Here is an 18,405-nt window from a genome sequence, read left to right on the forward strand (position 1 = left end):
AAATTATTTTCGCTAAAAATAGCCTAATTATCCTCAATTACTCTTAAATTCTAAATTCTCACTTCTGTATGCTGAATCCTTAAAATCATGTTATTACTTACTAGTCTTGTCGGAAATATCATAGAGTTAAGAGGATGTTTTAAAAGTTTTGGGCGAATATAATTCGCTACTACACAAACAAAGTCCGCACTTCGACAAGCTCAGTGACCACCTGCGCGGACTCATGAAAAATCAAGAGTTTTTAACCCACGAAGGTGGGTTTTGTCTGTGTAGCCAAGCCATTGCGTTGGGCGGGTTCCCCGACTTGAAGCAAATGGCGCGCGATTTCTAATCGCCAAGGAAAGTAATAAATTAGACTTTTAAAACAACCTCTAAGATAGGCTTTGATTCTTTTGCTGTTACTCATGCCCTATCCACTTCTATCCATAGGGAAACTTGATTAACTTAATAGTATTAGTCTTAAATAATTTTATATTTTTGAACCCCTGATTTCAGGTATAACTAGCAAATAACCTGATGATTCGGGGTTGCTAGTTTAAGATGAAAACTTATGGCTACTTATAATATCTTGCCTCGCTGTCAGGCTTCTGCTTTGAATGCCTGGTTTCAATCATGGTCACAAACGACTAGTATTTTAGTCACCTTGATTGGTTTTGTGGTGATTGTGGGTTGGATAAAAGACATTACAATTTTCAAAAGCGTTTGGCCTGGATGGGTAGCGATGAAAGCCAACACAGCTATTTGTTTAATCTTAGGGGGAACATCATTATGGCTGTGGCATTGGCAATCAACAAATATTATTACACGCCATATTTGTCAACTTTGTGCTGCTTTGGTTTTAGTAGTTGGTTTATTCACACTGATTCAATATACATTCAACTTAGACTTAGGCATCGACCAAATATTTTTTCAGGCTAGTCTTGACCCTCTAGGTGATGCCGCTCCGGGCCGGATGGCAGTACATACCGCAGTAATTTTTGTGTTGCTTGGCACTAGTCTTCTACTTTTAAGTCTCAATCACCCGGCGTATTTTATCGCCCAATTATTGGCAATAGTGGCATTTTTCATCGCAGGCATGGGTCTTTTAGGCTACATTTATGGGAACGCATACTTGTATAAATTTGGTTCTTTAACCTCAATTGCCATACATACAGCCATTGCACTCTTGTTATTAATTTGTGGCATTTTATTTGCCTGTCCCAACCGTGGACTCATGGTAGTTGTCAGCAATCAAAATGCTGGCGGCATCATGGCTAGACATTTATTACCAGCAGCTGTTGTGTTTCCACCCATAATTTGCTGGGTGGTGTTGTGGGGTTATCGAATGCAGATTTATACTGCTGAATTTGGACTCTGTGCTTTAAGTGTTTTAAATATTGTAGTTTTTGCTGTGCTGATTTGGGGAAATGCCAAATCCCTGAACATTATTGATTATCAACGCAGGCGATCGCAAATAGCACTCAAAAAAGCCAATGAAGAATTAGAACAAAGAGTTAACTTACGCACACACGAGTTATTACAGACCCTACAACGATTACAGATGGAAATTGCCGAGCGTCAAGCCGTAGAAAAAGCTTTGTTTCACGAAAAAGAACTGGCTTTAGTCACCTTAAAATCTATTGGCGATGGAGTCATTACAACCGATGCCAGTGGTTTGATTAAATATCTTAACCCGGTGGCGGAAACCTTGACAGGTTGGAGCCTAAACGAAGCATTAGGTATGCCGCTCACCCAAGTCTTCAATATTATCAATGAAATTAGCCGCGAACCCGCACAAAACCCAGTCGAAAAAATTTTGCATTCTCGGGGAATTGTTGGTTTAGCCAATCAAACTGTACTAATTACTCGTAACGGTAGAGAGTTATCTATTGAAGACTCGGCTGCGCCCATTCGGACTAGCGATGGTAGTATTGTTGGCGTTGTAGTAGTGTTTCATGACGTTACCCACAGCCGTAATATGGCACGTTTACTATCTTGGCAAGCCAGCCACGATAACTTAACTGGCTTAGTTAACAGATGGGAATTTGAAAATCGACTATTGCAAGCAGTCACTAACGCTCAGACTCACAAAGAACAACACGCATTGTGTTATTTAGATTTAGACCAATTCAAAATTGTCAATGATACTTGCGGTTACGTAGCGGGTGATGAATTATTGCGTGAATTTGCTAAGTTGTTTCAAAATGGTCTACATTCCTCTGATACATTGGCACGTTTAGGAGGAGATGAATTTGGCATCTTACTCAAAGATTGTTCTTTAGAAACAGCCGTGTTAGTTGCTCATAACCTCAGAGAAGCCGCGCATAAATTTCGCTTTGTTTGGCAACAAAATAAAATTTTCAATTTGAGCGTCAGTGTTGGTTTAGTAGCAATCAATTCTGAGACTCAAGATATGAATAGTGCTTTAAGTGCCGCCGATGCCGCTTGTTATGTGGCTAAAAATCAAGGAAGAAATCGCGTACATATTTATCAAGCCGATGATCTTGAGTTAGCAAAACAGCATGGTGAAATGCAATGGGTAGGGCGAATTACTAAAGCTTTAGACGATAATCGTTTTCAACTTTATTATCAGTCAATTGTGCCTGTCACCCGCACAGCATCTTTGACAGAGCATTACGAAATTCTCTTGCGGCTGATTGATGAAAAAGGCAAGTTAGTGTCACCAATGGCCTTTATTCCGGCTGCGGAACGCTACAATCTGATGCAAACTATCGACCGTTGGGTGATTCACACATTTTTTGCTAATTTAGCTCAATGCGCTGTTTCTCAATGGCATCATTGTCCATCCTTAAACAACAATCGTGATTGTTTATATACGATTAACCTTTCGGGAGCGAGTATCAATGATGATAAATTCATTGATTTTATCTGCGATCAATTTACATTACATAAAATTTCTCCAGCATTAATCTGTTTTGAAATCACCGAAACAGTTGCGATTAAAAATTTAGCTAAAGCAGCAGGATTTATTCGCTCATTGAAAGAATTTGGCTGTTGCTTTGCTTTAGATGATTTTGGCAGTGGAATGTCTTCTTTTGCTTATTTAAAAAACTTACCAGTCGATTATTTAAAAATTGATGGTAGTTTTGTTAAACATATTGTCGAGGAGCCAATTGATTTAGCAATGGTAGATGCCATTAATAAAATTGGTCAGGTAATGGGTATTCAAACCATTGCCGAATTTGTCGAAAATAACGCCATATTAGAAGTTATTCAAAACCTTGGGGTAGATTATGCCCAAGGTTATGGAGTTGGTAGGCCACTGCCTTTGAGTAAATAGAACTTACGCATCAAAATGAAAAATCAAGGGTTTTAGCGAGGGTATAGGGGTGTACTGATTCAAAATCCTTACACCCCACACCCTACCCCCTACACCCTTTTCATCAACTCTGTTCGTAATTGATTCACAACACGATCTAAGCCTACAGAATGAGCAGCTTTAAATAAAATCCGATCGCCTGCTTGAATAAACGTTTTGAGTCGTGCGGCTAAATCGCCATGACTGGCAAAACATTCACAAGGAACGCCTACAGCACTTTTGGCAATTGCTTCGGCATCTTGTCCATCTACCAAAACTAGCAAACCGTCTAAATTTAAATTTCGCACAGTTTCGCCAACTTTTTGGTGCAATTGGGGCGATCGCTCGCCCAATTCTTTCATTGCTCCTAATACGGCAATTTTGCGCTTACCGGGCGTGTCTGCCAATAATTGCAATGCTGCTAACATTGCTTCTGGGGCTGCATTATAAGTTTCATCTAACAAGACAACATCATCCAGTAAAGTGTAACGCTGCGATCGCCCGGTGGGCATATCCACAACTACACCATTGGTTAAATTCGCCCAATCAATTCCTAATACTTTGGCAACTGCTAAAGCGGCTAAAAAATTAGTAGCGTTATGACGACCAGCTAAAGGCAACGGTAATTTAATTCCGCCAACTTCAATAGTTTCGCTATCAATTAAGTTTCCTATGATATCACCACCAGTTAAACCATAGGTTAACACTTCCCCTGACCACACTTTTTTGGCAGTAGCAATTAATAAATGATTGTCATAATTGAGAATTGCTACGCTATCGTTTGGCATTTCGGCTAATAATTCACATTTTGCTTCAGCAATTGCTGTTTCGGAACCCAACAATTCAATATGCGCCGTGCCAACATTAGTAATTACGCCAATTGTGGGTCGAGCAATATGTGTGAGTTCGGCAATTTGACCTCTTCCCCGCATCGCCATTTCAATGACGGCATAGTTGTGTTTTGCATCTAATTCCAGCAATGTTTTCGGCACACCAATTTCGTTATTAAAATTGCCGTAAGTCTTGTGAACTTTGCCTTGGGTTGCTAAAACTGCGGCAATTAACTCTTTAGTCGTAGTTTTACCGACAGAGCCAGTTACCCCAATCACCGGGATATTAAAGCGATCGCGCCACCAGCGACCAATTTTTTGATAAGCTTCTAAAGTGTTTTTTACTTGTATAACAGGGAATTGAGAATTTTGATAGTCAAAATCTACAATTGCGGCTATAGCACCTTTAGCGATCGCAGTTGAGATAAAATCGTGACCGTCAAATTTTTCCCCACGCAAAGCCAGAAATACTTCTCCTGGCTGAAGAATGCGCGTATCTGTCTGAATACCATTACTAACTTGTGCTAAAGCAGCTGGCGATAAATTAGCAGATTGGGCAGAAAGAATTTCAATGAGTTGGGATAGGCTAGCAGACCAAGGCATGGTAGATATTTTGTGATGATTTTATAACAAATGATTATCTATATAGTCAAGTAAATCGTCCATAAAGGGGACAGGAACAAAATTCTTTTAATCATATAATTCTTGTGTCAAAAGCACAAATTATCAAATTAAGTATGTTATTTTTCCTTTTTTGCTGCTGTAATTTTAGGCGATCGCTTGACCCCTAGCTGATAACATAGACAAAAGCCTGTTTGTCAATTTCCAAGTAACAAAGTATCTACTGTTGCCTCATTTTTTGCTGGCATAATGTTTTAGATTTATCTATGGGATCAATCTAAAATTCTCAATCTGAAATTGTTTGACACAGGCTATCGCGTGATAGGTGTTTTGTCTTTGACACTTCAAAATTATTCTGTAAAAATTCAAGAGTCAGAATCCAGGAACCAGAATGTTAGAAACTTTAATTGCATTCTTCTGGATAAAAATAGACTAATTATCCTGAATTACTCTTAAATTCTGACTTCTGACTTCTGTATGCTGAATCCTCACATTATTCCATATCTCAAAAGCTCAAACATCGCATTGCCTATCATTACCTACAGAGGAAAACATGAGCGCAAATAGTTCAGGGTTGTACATTCTACTAGTCAGTGTTCACGGTTTAATCAGAGGAAAAAATTTAGAATTAGGCAGAGATGCCGACACAGGCGGACAAACAAAATATGTAGTTGAACTTGCCACTACATTAGCCAAACATCCCGAAGTCGCAAGAGTTGATTTAGTTACACGTTTGATAGATGACCCCAAAGTTAGTTCCGACTACGCCCAACCAGTAGAGAAACTTTCCGATAAAGCCCAAATTATTCGCTTGGCTTGTGGCCCGCGCCGTTACCTCCGCAAAGAAGTGCTTTGGCCACATCTAGATACCTTTGCTGATGAATTACTCAGATATATCCGCAAAATTGGCAGCATTCCCAACGTTATTCACACTCATTACGCCGATGCCGGATATGTTGGTTGTCGAGTCGCCGGTTGGCTAGGAACCCCACTAGTACATACAGGTCATTCTCTTGGACGCGTCAAGCAGCAACGCCTTTTAGAACAAGGAACCAAACCAGAAACCATTGAAGAACACTTTCATATTAGTACGCGCATCGAAGCCGAAGAAATTACCCTCAGTGGTGCAGCATTAGTTGTTGCTAGCACTTATCAAGAAATTGAAGAACAATATAGTGTGTACGACCAATATCAACCCCAAAGAATGGTAGTGATTCCGCCTGGGGTAACTTTAGAACAGTTTTACCCCGCCCCGGAAAATTGGTCAAATCCACCCATTTATCAGCAATTGCAACGGTTTTTAAAAGAGCCTCAAAAGCCGATGATTACGGCTATTTCCCGTCCAGCAATTCGTAAAAACGTTAATCGTTTAATCAAAGCTTTTGGAGAAGACCCCGAACTGCGCCAGCTAGCTAATCTTGTAGTTGTATTAGGACAACGAGAAGATATTTCAACAATGGAATCTGGGCCGCGTCAGGTGTTTAGCGAAATCTTTCAATTAATAGATCGCTACGATCTTTATGGTCATATTGCTTATCCCAAACACCATACATCTTCAGATGTGCCTGATTTATATCGTCTGACAGCTAAAACTCGCGGCGTGTTTATTAATCCTGCACTCACAGAACCATTTGGGTTAACGCTAATTGAAGCCACAGCTTGCGGTGTACCCATTATTGCCACCTCTGATGGCGGGCCAAAAGATATTATCGCGGCTTGTCAAAATGGTTTATTAATCGATCCGCTAGATATTCAAGACATCCAAAATGCCCTGCGTCAAGCTTTGACAGATACTCAACAATGGCAAACTTGGTCTAGCAATGGCTTGGCTAATGTGCGTCAATCCTTCTCTTGGGAAAGCCATGTGGAACATTATTTAGAAAAAGTGCGCTTATTTCCGCAACAAAAAGTCCAATCATTACTTTCTCCCGTCCGCGGCTTTCCTCGAGGCGATCGGCCCAATTGGAAAATCCCCGAAACCAACCACTTACCAACCGCCGATCGCTTCTTGATCACAGAAATTGATAACACCTTATTAGGCGACCAAGAAGCATTGCACAAGTTAATTGTCAGGATTCGCCAAGAAGGACATACAACGGGTGTTGGCATTGCTACAGGGCGCAACCTCGAAAGTACTTTAAATATGTTAGAAGAATGGCAGTTTCCCATGCCAGACTTGCTCATTACCTCTACAGGTAGCGAAATTTACTACGGGCCAAAAATTGTCACAGATACAAGTTGGCAAAAACACATTAGCTACAATTGGCAACCTGTCTCCATTCGCGCCGCAATGCGAAATCTGCCTGGGCTAGAATTACAACCACCAGAAGCTCAAAGCAAATTTAAAATTAGCTACTTTGTCGATCCAGATAAAGCACCAAGTTACCGCGAAATTATCCGCCATCTGCGCCAGCAACAACTCCCTGTTAAAGGAATTTTTTCCCACAATATGTATCTTGACATAGTGCCATTTCGTGCTTCTAAAGGCGATGCACTGCGCTATGTAGCATTGAAGTGGGGTTTACCCGTCAAACGTTTCTTAGTCGCAGGCGCATCTGGTAACGATGAATCAATGCTAGCGGGAAATACTTTGGCAGTTGTCGTTGGCAATTACAGCAAAGAAATTCACAAATTACACGATTATCCGCAAATTTACTTTGCTAGAGGTCGCTACGCTTGGGGAATTTTAGAAGCCCTAGATCACTACGACTTTTTTGGGAATTTATCTGTCACTCAGCCGGAACCGGAACCAGAAATGGTGGCGGTTTAGAAGGGAATAGAGGTTAGGGGCTAGAGACTAGACCATCGATTTAGTCATCAAAAACCTAACCCCCCAGCCCTCTCTTCCCTACTAGGGAAGCTACGGTGTACACACAAGTCTTGAACTCCTATCTAACGTTTGGTTTCGTCTTCTAGCTTTCGGTTTTGCGATGGCGTCCCCGCCAGCCGGAGGCACTCGGGGCTAATGGAGCTTGGTATGACGAAGAAAATTGGGCAAAATTTCCTATTATTAACCTGATTAACTTTTTCGCAATTATAGTTTTTGCACCTAAAAATCATGAGCGAAACTGACGCAACACCTTTATATACACTCAATCCGCTAAATAGATTCTCGGATAGGGCCGCAGATTATGTAAAATACCGTCCTAGTTACCCAGCCGCAGCAATTGATATTATCCTCGAAAGTTTATCTTCCACTTTACACATTGTCGCCGCAGATATTGGCGCAGGTACAGGAATTTCTTCAAGGTTATTAGCTGAAGGTGGTGTGAAAGTCGTAGCCATTGAACCCAACACAGCAATGCGAGAAGCTGCTGAACCTCACGCTTTAGTAGAGTTTCGTAATGGAACAGCAGAATCTACCCAATTACCTGATAATTATGTTGATTTAGTCACTTGTTTTCAAGCTTTCCACTGGTTTAACCCAGAACCAACTTTATTAGAATTCCACCGCATTCTCAAACCATCGGGACGCTTGGCTGTGGTGTGGAATAACCGCGACAAAGAAGATGTATTCACCGCAGAATATAGCCGCTTGGTGCGTGAAGCATCTAATAACCATCCAGGAGAGTCAAGAATGCAATCTGTTGAACCTTTGCTAGAAACTCCGCATTTTGGGAATGTCCAAGAATATAACTTTGTGTATCGCCAACAATTAGATTTAGTAGGACTTATTGGACGTGCAATGAGTGTTTCTTATCTTCCTCGTGAAGGTGTTGTTTACGAACAAGTTATTGCTGGTTTACAAAATTTGTATCAGCAATTTCGTAGTGAACAAGGTTTTGTGTATATGGTTTATTGCACTAGCGTACACATTGGTGAAGTAATTCAAAAATAAAAGATGGTAAATTGCAGGTGAATGTAACGTACCTGTAATTTAACGTTTTCTATATAAATGATTTCTCACCCACAGACAGCAGCAGGTTGGCATGGCAAACTTGATTTAGTCTATGCCGATCGCCTAAATTCTACCCAACTGATTTACAATCACCATCAAGCACCACTAAAAGTCCAACGGCCGTTTTATCCCGAAGGTGAAAAAGTCTGTCATAGCGTCATTTTACATACAGCTGGGGGTGTTGTGGGCGGCGATCGCTTATCATCTCATTTCCACCTCCAACCCAACGCCCAAGCTTTAATCACCACAGCCGCAGCTAGTAAGATATATCGCAGCAATGGCTTGCAAGCTAGACAAACTATAAATATCCAAATTGATGCGGGTGCTTGTTTAGAATTGTTACCACAAGAAACAATTTTGTTTAACGGCGCAGATTATCGCCAAGATTTACGGGTAGAATTAGCACCCAAAGCCAGTTTTATAGCCTGGGAAATTACCCGCTTTGGTCGTAGTGCTAGAGGTGAGAAATTTTTACAAGGACAATGGCGATCGCATACGGAAATTTGGCAGCAAGGTGTACCCTTGTGGATAGATAGGCAATTTTTACCCGGTGATTCAGAAGTTTTTCACAGTCCACACGGTTTATTTGGACAGCCAATTGTCGGTAGCTTAATTTGGCTAGGTTATCCAGTCTCAGCCGAAATCGTGGAAAAAACACGTTCTCTCTTTACTCCCCACTCTATCGGCGTGACACAAATCGAACATGGACTTTTGTGTAGATATCGGGGCAGTTCCACATCGGAGGTGCGAAACTGGTTTACGGTTGTTTGGCAGATACTACGAACATCATTTTTAAATCGTAGTAACTGTATACCAAGAGTTTGGCAGATTTAAACGAACCAAAAAGGACGCAAAGATGCAACTAACGCCGCAGGAAAAAGATAAATTATTAATTTTTACTGCTGCTTTATTAGCGGAAAGACGCAAAGAAAGGGGTTTGAAATTGAATTATCCCGAAGCAGTTGCTTATATTTCTGCTGCTATTTTAGAAGGCGCAAGAGATGGACGTACTGTTGCAGAATTGATGAGTTATGGCACAACTTTATTAACAAGAGATGAGGTGATGGAAGGTGTTTCCGAAATGGTGCATGAAGTCCAAGTCGAAGCAACATTTCCTGATGGTACTAAGTTAGTGACAGTACACAATCCAATTCGTTAATTTAAATATTATGATTCCCGGAGAAATTATCCCAGCAGCAGGTGAAATAGAACTAAATGCGGGTCGTCTGACTGTAAAATTGCTAGTAGCAAATACAGGCGATCGCCCTATCCAAGTAGGTTCTCATTTTCACTTTTATGAAGTCAATAATGCTCTAAATTTTGATAGAGAACAAGCAAAAGGAATGCGCCTGGATATTCCCGCCGGGACAGCAGTTCGCTTTGAACCAGGAGATGAAAAGGAAGTTACCTTAGTTCCTTTGGTTGGTTCTCGTCAAGTTTATGGGTTTAATGGCAAGGTGAATGGAAAGCTATAAACGCAGAAGGGCGCGGAGGTGAACGCAAAGGTGCGCGGAGTTAGAGTTTATTGGCGACGCGTTTAATGCCTTCTTTGAGGTGGAGGACGTTAAAGTTGAGGAGAAGACCGAGTTTACAATGAGTGAGTTTTAGGTAAGTTAACAGTTGTACTGAGTGGATTGGTTTGATAGCTTCTACAGATTTGACTTCAATAACTACCTTATTTTCTACTATTAAATCCAATCGATAAACACAATCTAATTCTACCTCCTTATACACAAGAGGTAATGAAATTTGTCTACCAACCTTAAATCCCTCCTGCTTCAACTCATAATGCAAACACTCCTCATAAGCAGACTCCAACAACCCAGGCCCCAAAGCCGTATGCACCCTCATTCCACAACCAATAATCATTCCACTCAAATCATTCTCATCCATACTCCGCGTTCCTCTGCGTTTACCTTAGCGATACTCTGCGTTTAAATTCTAACTTCAAGGAGAGTATAATGTCTTACAGAATGTCTCGCCGCGCCTACGCAGAAACCTACGGGCCGACAGTAGGCGATCGCATCCGGCTTGCAGATACAGAATTATTTATCCAAGTAGAACAAGATTTCACCACTTACGGCGATGAAGTGAAATTTGGTGGTGGTAAAGTTATTCGTGATGGGATGGGACAATCCCCCATTTCTAATGCTGATGGAGCCGTAGATTTAGTCATTACTAATGCTTTAATTCTCGATTGGTGGGGAATAGTTAAAGCAGATATCGGCATTAAAGATGGCAAGATATTTAAAATTGGGAAAGCGGGTAATCCTTATATTCAAGACAACGTAGATATTATTATTGGCCCGGGAACGGAAGCCTTAGCAGGTGAGGGAATGATTCTCACAGCTGGCGGCATAGATAGCCACATTCATTTTATCTGTCCCCAACAAATTGAAGTGGCGATCGCCTCAGGAATCACCACGATGATTGGCGGCGGAACTGGCCCGGCTACCGGAACCAACGCCACCACCTGCACCCCCGGCCCTTGGAACATTTACCGAATGTTACAAGCGGCAGATGCTTTTCCGATGAACTTAGGTTTTTTGGGTAAAGGCAATGCTAGTCAACCCCAAGCATTAGCAGAACAAGTCCAAGCTGGTGCAATGGGTTTAAAGCTGCATGAAGACTGGGGAACTACCCCTGCAACCATTGATACTTGTCTTAACGTTGCTGATGAATATGATGTGCAGGTAGCCATCCACACCGACACCCTCAACGAAGCCGGATTTGTCGAAGATACTATCGCCGCCTTTAAAAACCGCCCCATCCACACCTACCATACCGAAGGTGCAGGCGGTGGCCACGCACCAGATATTATCAAAGTCTGCGGTCAAGCGAATGTGCTGCCGTCTTCAACAAATCCTACTCGTCCTTACACTGTCAACACCTTAGATGAACACCTAGATATGTTGATGGTATGTCATCACCTCGACCCCAGCATTGCTGAAGATGTCGCCTTTGCTGAGTCTCGTATTCGCCGGGAAACCATCGCCGCCGAAGATATTTTGCATGACTTAGGCGCGTTTAGTATGATTTCTTCTGACTCCCAAGCGATGGGGAGAGTGGGTGAGGTGATAATTCGGACTTGGCAAACTGCCCACAAAATGAAGGTACAGAGGGGAAGTCTTGCCGAAGATAGCGGATCTGATAATCTCCGTGCCAAAAGATATGTTGCCAAATACACTATAAATCCGGCAATTACGCATGGGATTGCTGATTATGTCGGTTCAGTAGAAGCGGGAAAACTGGCAGACTTATGTTTATGGCGACCTGCATTTTTTGGTGTCAAACCAGAGATAGTCATTAAAGGCGGGATGATTGCCTGGTCGCAAATGGGTGATGCTAATGCCAGTATTCCTACACCGCAACCAGTACATATGCGACCAATGTTTGCTAGTTTTGCTGGTGCGCGACACAGCACATCATTAACTTTTGTTTCGCAAGCGGCATTAGAAAAAGAAATTCCTAGCCAGTTGGGTTTAAAAAAAGCCGCCATTGCCGTTTCTGGAACGCGCCAGTTGAGTAAGGGTGATTTAAAGCTCAATGATGCCTTACCGCAAATTGAAGTCGATCCTGAAACCTACGAAGTCAGGGCAGATGGGGAATTACTCACTTGTGAACCTGCGACTGTTTTACCAATGGCACAGCGTTATTTTCTATTTTAAAAAATTATGAGAGAGAATGCGATCGCACTCTCTCTCATCTTTTTTACCCCACTAGCTTTTAACTTCCTGTCATATTATCTTCGTCTAATTAAACTTCACCAAAATCTTGTTTTACTGTCAGCCTTCTCGATGAGTGTTTAACAAGACTCCATATCACAGAAGTTTTTCCCCAAACGGATTTTATCTTTTTATTTAGTAGGTGATGCGGAACCAGGCTGGATGCTATCGTTAGGTACATTTGTCGTACCAGGATTTGAGCCGGAACCAGGTGTAGTTGTGCTACCAGGAATTGTGCTGGAATCTGGTGTAGTTGTGCTACCAGGCGCGTTTAGATTGCTGGAGCCAGGAGTTGTGGTGCTACCAGGTGTGCTGGAATCTGGTGTAGTTGTGCCAGGAGTTATGTTACCAGGAGGAGTAGCATCGGGCGCAGTTGAGCCAGGATCTGAAGTCGCCGGAGTAGTGTTACCTGGTGTATTGATATTGTTAGTGCCAGGAGTTGTCGTTTCAGGTAGTGTACTGCCTGGAGCAGGAGTTGTATTAGTAGAGTCGGGAGTAGTTGTACTGCCAGGAGTGCTTGGTTCAGCAGGTACAGTGGTACTGCCAGGAGTTGTAGTTTCCGAAGGCTGTGTTTCTGGTGTTGTAGTTGTGCCAGTCGAACCAGAACTGCTAGGAGAAGTCAATGGCTGACCGTTAGGACAACGAGAGTTTAGAGGGAAACGCTCACACAGAATTTTGAAACCTTCTGGTGACAACTGAATTTCCGTTGTTGAACTAGTGGATGTGCTACTGGATTGGGCAATTTGGGAGTTACTGGATTGAGCAACAGCAACATTAGCGCTGAAAGCCAAGGTCAAGGCTGTACCAATCAACGACAGAGATTTTCCCTTCATTATGAAATTAACCTCAACGGAAACGGAACACTTCGCCCCATTAAACCAAATAATTCAATTTATAAAATCTTCCTAAATGCTGATGTTTAATTTAGAAATCAGATTAGTTAAATTTGATCAAATCTTTCTCAGTTAAGCGTTTCCATCAGGTTTTATAGTTATTTAAACTACCATAATTGTCAATATTAAATTTAGTTATTCCCCAAAAAAATCTACATATAATCAGCTTGCACCAGTCAAGCCAAAAAAATATGAATGTAAATCAAATTACTAAACTCGAAAAGGAACCTTAAAATTATAGGGATTGTCTTGGTGTAAGATTGAATCGGCAAAAATCGCATACAGCCAAATTCTACTTTGGCTTATGAGTAAAATGGTGTAAGACCTGCATGGAGATCGCCGTTCACCCGATTCTTCACTCAAAAATCATTGTGATGTAAATAGCCGATGAGTTCCCCCCAGCCCCCGCACAAGCCGCAAACCTTACTTGGTCAACTGACTCAAGCAGTACATACGATTCAAGCTAGAGTTGATTTTTCCAAGCTGGCACTTAAGCCTAACGCCAAAGTACCAGAACTGTGGGTACAGGACGCGGGGGCAGATAAGGCAGAAATATATCCCCTACTAGGCGATCGCTATATCCTAGGTAGAAGTTCTAAATCTTGCGATATCGTCGTTCGCAACCCAGTCGTTAGCCAAATTCATCTTTCATTATCGCGGGACTCGACACAACGCAAGGCAGTTTTCATCATTCGAGACGAAAACTCTACTAATGGGATTTATCGCGGGAAACGGCGGTTGTCTTCCTTAGAAATGCGACATGGCGATGTTCTCACCCTAGGGCCACCAGAACTTGCTGCATCCGTCAGACTACAATATTTCGATCCACCACCTTGGTATTTCAAAGTAGCCACTTGGGCAGGTTATGGGATAGGTGGTGCGGCTGCTTTATTAGTATTAGTAATTGGGGTGGAATGGCTGAAATTTAAGGTCAGACCCTTACCAACCGCCACTCGCGCCCCAGTCATAGTTTATGCCCGTGATGGTTCCACTCCCCTACGGGAGCCGCGCACCACAGCGCACGTAGATATGAAGCGTCTACAAGATTTTGGCCCTTACTTAGCCAACGCTGTAGTCGCCTCCGAAGATAGCCGTTACTACTGGCACGTTGGCGTAGATCCTTTGGGGATTTTACGCGCTGTCTTAATTAATAGCCGTAGTGGAGATTTACAGCAAGGAGCCAGTACAGTTACCCAACAAGTCGCTCGTAGCTTGTTCCGCGACTATGTTGGTTCTCAAGACTCCTTGGGGCGAAAATTGCGTGAGGCGATAGTTGCACTCAAATTAGAAACCTTTTACAGCAAAGATGATATTTTGCTGACTTATTTAAATCGGGTGTTTTTGGGTGCTGATACTTCCGGCTTTGAAGATGCATCTCAATATTACTTTGAAAAATCAGCCAAAGAATTAACCCTAGCAGAAGCAGCTACATTAGTGGGCATTTTGCCTGCTCCCAACGCTTTTGATTTTTGCGGTGGCGGTGCAAATAAACTAGAAGCTGCTGATTACCGCAATCGCGTGATTAAGCGGATGCTCGAAATGGGCAAAATCTCCCAAGAAGAGGCTAACCGCGCCCGACGCTCTACAGTTCAAGTCAGCCCCAAAGTCTGTGAACAACAAGCTAAAACCATCGCCCCCTATTTTTACAGCTATGTCTTTCAAGAACTAGAATCAATTTTAGGGGAAGGAGCGGCCAGAGAAGGCAACTATATTATTGAAACCCAGTTAGACCCAGCAATTCAAGCTCAAGCAGAAACATCATTGCGGAACTCAGTGAATAATGCTGGCTCCTCCTTTGGGTTTTCCCAAGGGGCGATGGTGACTCTAGACTCTAAAACTGGCAGTATTTTGGCAATGGTAGGTGGCACAGATTATCGCAAAAGCCAATTTAACCGCGCTGTCCAAGCCAAAAGACAACCAGGTTCCACCTTTAAAATCTTTGCTTACACAGCTGCCATTCAACAGGGAATTTCACCCTTTAAAACTTATTCTTGCGCTCCTTTAACTTGGCAAGGCTTTACTTATAAACCTTGTCGTTCTGGCGCAGATATCAGTTTAGATATTGCTACAGGTCTGGCCCTGTCGGAAAACCCGATTGCTTTAAGAGTTGCCCGAGAAATAGGGTTAAATAAAGTCGTGGCAATGGCGCAAAATTTGGGCGTAAAGTCCCAACTTGACCCGGTTCCTGGCTTGGTACTAGGTCAAAGTGTGGTTAACGTTTTAGAGATGACAGGTGCTTTTGGTGCTATTGGTAATGAAGGTGTTTGGAATCCTCCCCACGCCATTAGCCGTATTCTTGATAGTGGTGATTGCAAGGATCGTAATGATTTAAAAAGTTGCCGTGTCATTTATTCTTTTGATCAAGACCGGGAAGCAAACAAGCGAGTCTTATCAACGGGAGTAGCTAATGAAATGACGACTTTAATGCGGGGAGTTGTCAGTAGAGGTACTGGCCGTAGTGCTGCTATTGGTTTGGGGGAAGCAGGGAAAACTGGTACTACTGATAAAAACGTTGACCTCTGGTTTATTGGTTTTATTCCCAACCGTCGCCTAGTCACAGGTATTTGGCTAGGAAACGACAATAATTCCCCTACCTCTGGTAGCAGCGCCCAAGCTGCCCAATTGTGGGGTAATTATATGGGGAGAATCACAAGGTAGAGTTGAGAGTAGGGGAAAAATTTAATTACCCAACTCCCTACTCACTATTTCCTCTGCCCCCAAACTTACTGATATCCTTGCCAGGGAGTCACTTCCAACTGACCGCTAGGACTAAACACTACTTGGTAATGTGCTAGTGGTTCTTTGCTGTTGGGTGCTGCGCCATTGGAGCCATAAACCGCTTGAAACATATTCGGTAAAGGTGTTTCGCGGAAATAATCGAAGGCAACTTGGTTGAGTGGTTCATAATCAGCAATGATGCCTTCTTTATTGACGGCGACTCGGTAACGCAAATCTTTGGTGTAAGTAGGTTTACCTTTCCAATTTTGGCGAATTGTGTTGTAGAGTTTCTGGTTTAAATCTTTGACTGTCTGAGCGTCAGTGATTTTACTACCAATGACTTGGGGGGTACTGGCATAGCCACGCCAAGGACTCACTTCTAGCACGCCTCTAGTTGTAAAGACAACTTTAAATTGAGCTATCGGTTCATTAGAACGCTTGGCAGGGTTATATAGAAGTTTTGGTAAAGGTGTTAATTCTATGCCTTCATTTGACCCTTGATTGACTGCTTTATAACCAACGATCGCACCATCACCCGCAATACCTACACGATACACTAAATCTTGTTGGACTTTGGTGCGATCGCTCCAAGCCGGATGGATTTGATTCCACACTTGACGATTTAACGCACGTAATTGCGATGGGTCAGTAATTTCGGGAACTGTCTTTAACAGTGATTCTAAATCTGCAACTGCGGTTGTTGTGGCGGCGGTAGTTGTCGGTGTGGGAGTTGCTGTAGCTGCTATAGGAGTAGTGGTTGGTGTCGCCGCAGCTATAGGAGTGTTAGTCGTCGCTGGTGTCGCCGCAGCAGTAGTATTAGGTGATGGTGTTGCGCTGCTTTGCTGTTCTGGCTGTGGTTCTGGGGGACGAACTGTGGGAGGCGGAATCAAACTAAAAGCAACTGCGGCCACAGCGACACTTGCTACCCCAATACTTGCTGGTACTGCTTGCTTGAAAATCGCCTCATTTGCCCGACTGTAACGTTTAGCAACTGGTTGTAACTCTAAAGATAACTCTGGTAAAGTTTGCGTATCCGCAAAAAATTGATCTACAGCTTCTACTAAATCAAATAATTGCACCGTATTCATATCGATTTGAATCGGCGAATTAGAATAGTGAGAATTTGGCTCTAAAGCTTCTGAATTAGCTTCACCATGAACAATTAATCTATGCCGATTACTATCAATTTTTTGTAACTCTACTATTTCGGAATCTTGATTATGGGCTTGTGGGTTAGGTACATTGCTTAAAAATTCTTGGGCATAGGCACTCACAGCCCTGACCAAACTTTCAAAAAATTCCCGTCCTCCTACAAGAGGCTGTTTATAACCAGATATATAGCACTCTACATTTACCAATATTGATAATTCGGGGCGCAATTCTTGTAAACTTGCTACCCTTGTAGCATCACTTAAACCCTCTAAAAGCAACGTACAGTTAGGAAGACTGTACTTCCGTTGAATGTTCATTCCACTTCCCCGTCAAAAAGGCTAATCCAAAATCGCTGCATTCCGGCTGTGCCAGTGCAAAATAGTAATTGTCCTAATAAATTAATTGCTAACTCATCTAATTTTTCGTCAGAAGTTAAAGCCAATACGCCAGAACGGCGAGCATTCATTCTACTTTTAAAGTGGGCGCGAAATCGCTCTAAATAATTAGATAAACGCAAATTTTGTTCTAGTGGTATTTGCTTATCATTCATTTGCTGATATATCATTAGCATCTGGCGAATGACCACTGTTAATCGCCGGGCAATATAACAAGCAATTACTACTAAAGCTTTTGCTTCCATAATAGTTAAAGGACGACGAATATTCGCTCTCCGCATTGGGTTAGAGCTACGCATCCGCCACAAATTAACTCTGTCTTTAATAATTTCTTTTAAATCTAACTCTTCAGCAAACGTTAAAATTGCTTCCGAACCACCAAGCTCTAAAGCTTCGATCGTCAGTAAAATCAGGTCGATTTGTAACCGAGTTCTGGGTGGACATCCTTGTCCCGCGATCGCCGGATCTGGTAACGTATCCAAAATCATCGGCAATGAAGCAGGATTGGGACTGTTGAACGGCGTTAAGCTTGCGGAGACATTCATTCTATAAATTACCTTGTGCGCTTCCAACAGACTAGATACAACTAGTACAACTAAATTTAAGATAAGTAGCCAAAAAATAACATTAAACTTGTGGCAGTAGCCATAATACGGGACGTATACATGACTTAACTTGTTCTACTACAAGATTTATCTATAAAGAAATTTCAGTTTTTGCAACATTCACTTTACCTTCCTGGAGTATGGCTAACATTCATATTTAAGCTTGGTGTACATTCTCCGTATCGTCAATGGATGATGATACTAGAGTCGTAAATCCAGCGTATGACATTATAGTGTACGATTTTTCAGGTAATGGCAGAAAAGTATGAA

14 protein-coding genes are annotated in these 18,405 nt (G+C 42.2%); 8 read left to right on the plus strand and 6 right to left on the minus strand.

Translation table 11 applies throughout. The annotated features are described in order from the left end of the window. Nucleotides 1-241: 241 nt before the first annotated feature. Nucleotides 242-406, minus strand: a complete 165-nt coding sequence (locus H6G69_RS08355) for a hypothetical protein (protein ID WP_190684468.1) — start codon at nucleotides 404-406, stop codon at nucleotides 242-244. 144 nt (nucleotides 407-550) lie between these two features. On the opposite strand from H6G69_RS08355, the gene H6G69_RS08360 reads away from it, so the two are divergent. After that, on the plus strand, nucleotides 551-3,280 hold the full coding sequence (locus H6G69_RS08360) for an EAL domain-containing protein (RefSeq protein WP_242072009.1): 2,730 nt from the start codon (nucleotides 551-553) through the stop codon (nucleotides 3,278-3,280). Nucleotides 3,281-3,369: 89 nt separating this feature from the next. Here the strand turns inward: H6G69_RS08360 and murF are convergent, their stop codons facing one another. Further along, a complete protein-coding gene (gene murF / locus H6G69_RS08365; protein ID WP_190684471.1) occupies nucleotides 3,370-4,731 on the minus strand; it encodes a UDP-N-acetylmuramoyl-tripeptide--D-alanyl-D-alanine ligase in 1,362 nt (453 codons plus the stop codon). A gap of 571 nt (nucleotides 4,732-5,302) precedes the next feature. Here murF and H6G69_RS08370 point away from each other — a divergent pair. The 5 genes from H6G69_RS08370 (at nucleotide 5,303) to H6G69_RS08390 (ending at nucleotide 10,122) form a co-directional block, all read left to right on the plus strand. Next, nucleotides 5,303-7,519, plus strand: a complete 2,217-nt coding sequence (locus H6G69_RS08370; RefSeq protein ID WP_190684474.1) for an HAD-IIB family hydrolase — start codon at nucleotides 5,303-5,305, stop codon at nucleotides 7,517-7,519. Nucleotides 7,520-7,807: 288 nt separating this feature from the next. Further along, complete coding sequence (locus tag H6G69_RS08375; protein WP_190684477.1) at nucleotides 7,808-8,587, plus strand: class I SAM-dependent methyltransferase; 780 nt, start codon at nucleotides 7,808-7,810, stop codon at nucleotides 8,585-8,587. A gap of 57 nt (nucleotides 8,588-8,644) precedes the next feature. Beyond that, entirely contained in the window at nucleotides 8,645-9,481 is an 837-nt protein-coding gene (locus tag H6G69_RS08380) for an urease accessory protein UreD (protein ID WP_190684481.1), read from the plus strand. A gap of 22 nt (nucleotides 9,482-9,503) precedes the next feature. Beyond that, the gene (ureA, locus tag H6G69_RS08385) at nucleotides 9,504-9,806 is read left to right on the plus strand and encodes an urease subunit gamma (RefSeq protein WP_190684484.1); all 303 of its coding nucleotides are present in this window, start codon (nucleotides 9,504-9,506) and stop codon (nucleotides 9,804-9,806) included. Between the two features lie 10 nt (nucleotides 9,807-9,816). Further along, a complete protein-coding gene (locus tag H6G69_RS08390; protein WP_190684487.1) occupies nucleotides 9,817-10,122 on the plus strand; it encodes an urease subunit beta in 306 nt (101 codons plus the stop codon). Between the two features lie 40 nt (nucleotides 10,123-10,162). Here H6G69_RS08390 and H6G69_RS08395 read toward each other — a convergent pair whose 3' ends face one another. After that, entirely contained in the window at nucleotides 10,163-10,540 is a 378-nt protein-coding gene (locus H6G69_RS08395; RefSeq protein ID WP_190684490.1) for a GxxExxY protein, read from the minus strand. 68 nt (nucleotides 10,541-10,608) lie between these two features. Between H6G69_RS08395 and ureC the strand changes: the two genes are divergently transcribed. After that, nucleotides 10,609-12,315: an urease subunit alpha gene (gene ureC, locus H6G69_RS08400; protein WP_190684493.1), complete on the plus strand. Its 1,707-nt coding sequence runs from the start codon at nucleotides 10,609-10,611 to the stop codon at nucleotides 12,313-12,315. A 188-nt stretch (nucleotides 12,316-12,503) separates the two neighbouring features. Here ureC and H6G69_RS08405 read toward each other — a convergent pair whose 3' ends face one another. Then, nucleotides 12,504-13,205: a hypothetical protein gene (locus tag H6G69_RS08405; RefSeq protein ID WP_190684495.1), complete on the minus strand. Its 702-nt coding sequence runs from the start codon at nucleotides 13,203-13,205 to the stop codon at nucleotides 12,504-12,506. A gap of 447 nt (nucleotides 13,206-13,652) precedes the next feature. Between H6G69_RS08405 and H6G69_RS08410 the strand changes: the two genes are divergently transcribed. Further along, nucleotides 13,653-15,923, plus strand: a complete 2,271-nt coding sequence (locus H6G69_RS08410) for a transglycosylase domain-containing protein (RefSeq protein ID WP_190684498.1) — start codon at nucleotides 13,653-13,655, stop codon at nucleotides 15,921-15,923. Nucleotides 15,924-15,988: 65 nt separating this feature from the next. Here the strand turns inward: H6G69_RS08410 and H6G69_RS08415 are convergent, their stop codons facing one another. Both H6G69_RS08415 and H6G69_RS08420 read right to left on the minus strand, forming a co-directional pair. After that, nucleotides 15,989-17,452 (minus strand): DUF4335 domain-containing protein, encoded by a 1,464-nt coding sequence (locus H6G69_RS08415; protein ID WP_190684501.1) that lies wholly within the window; start codon nucleotides 17,450-17,452, stop codon nucleotides 15,989-15,991. Then, on the minus strand, nucleotides 17,449-18,075 hold the full coding sequence (locus tag H6G69_RS08420) for a DUF3038 domain-containing protein (RefSeq protein WP_190684503.1): 627 nt from the start codon (nucleotides 18,073-18,075) through the stop codon (nucleotides 17,449-17,451). The genes H6G69_RS08415 and H6G69_RS08420 overlap by 4 nt, the downstream gene beginning before the upstream one ends. Nucleotides 18,076-18,405 lie beyond the last annotated feature (330 nt).

The sequence above is a fragment of the Nostoc sp. FACHB-110 genome, assembly GCF_014697425.1.
Lineage (GTDB): Bacteria > Cyanobacteriota > Cyanobacteriia > Cyanobacteriales > Nostocaceae > Nostoc_B.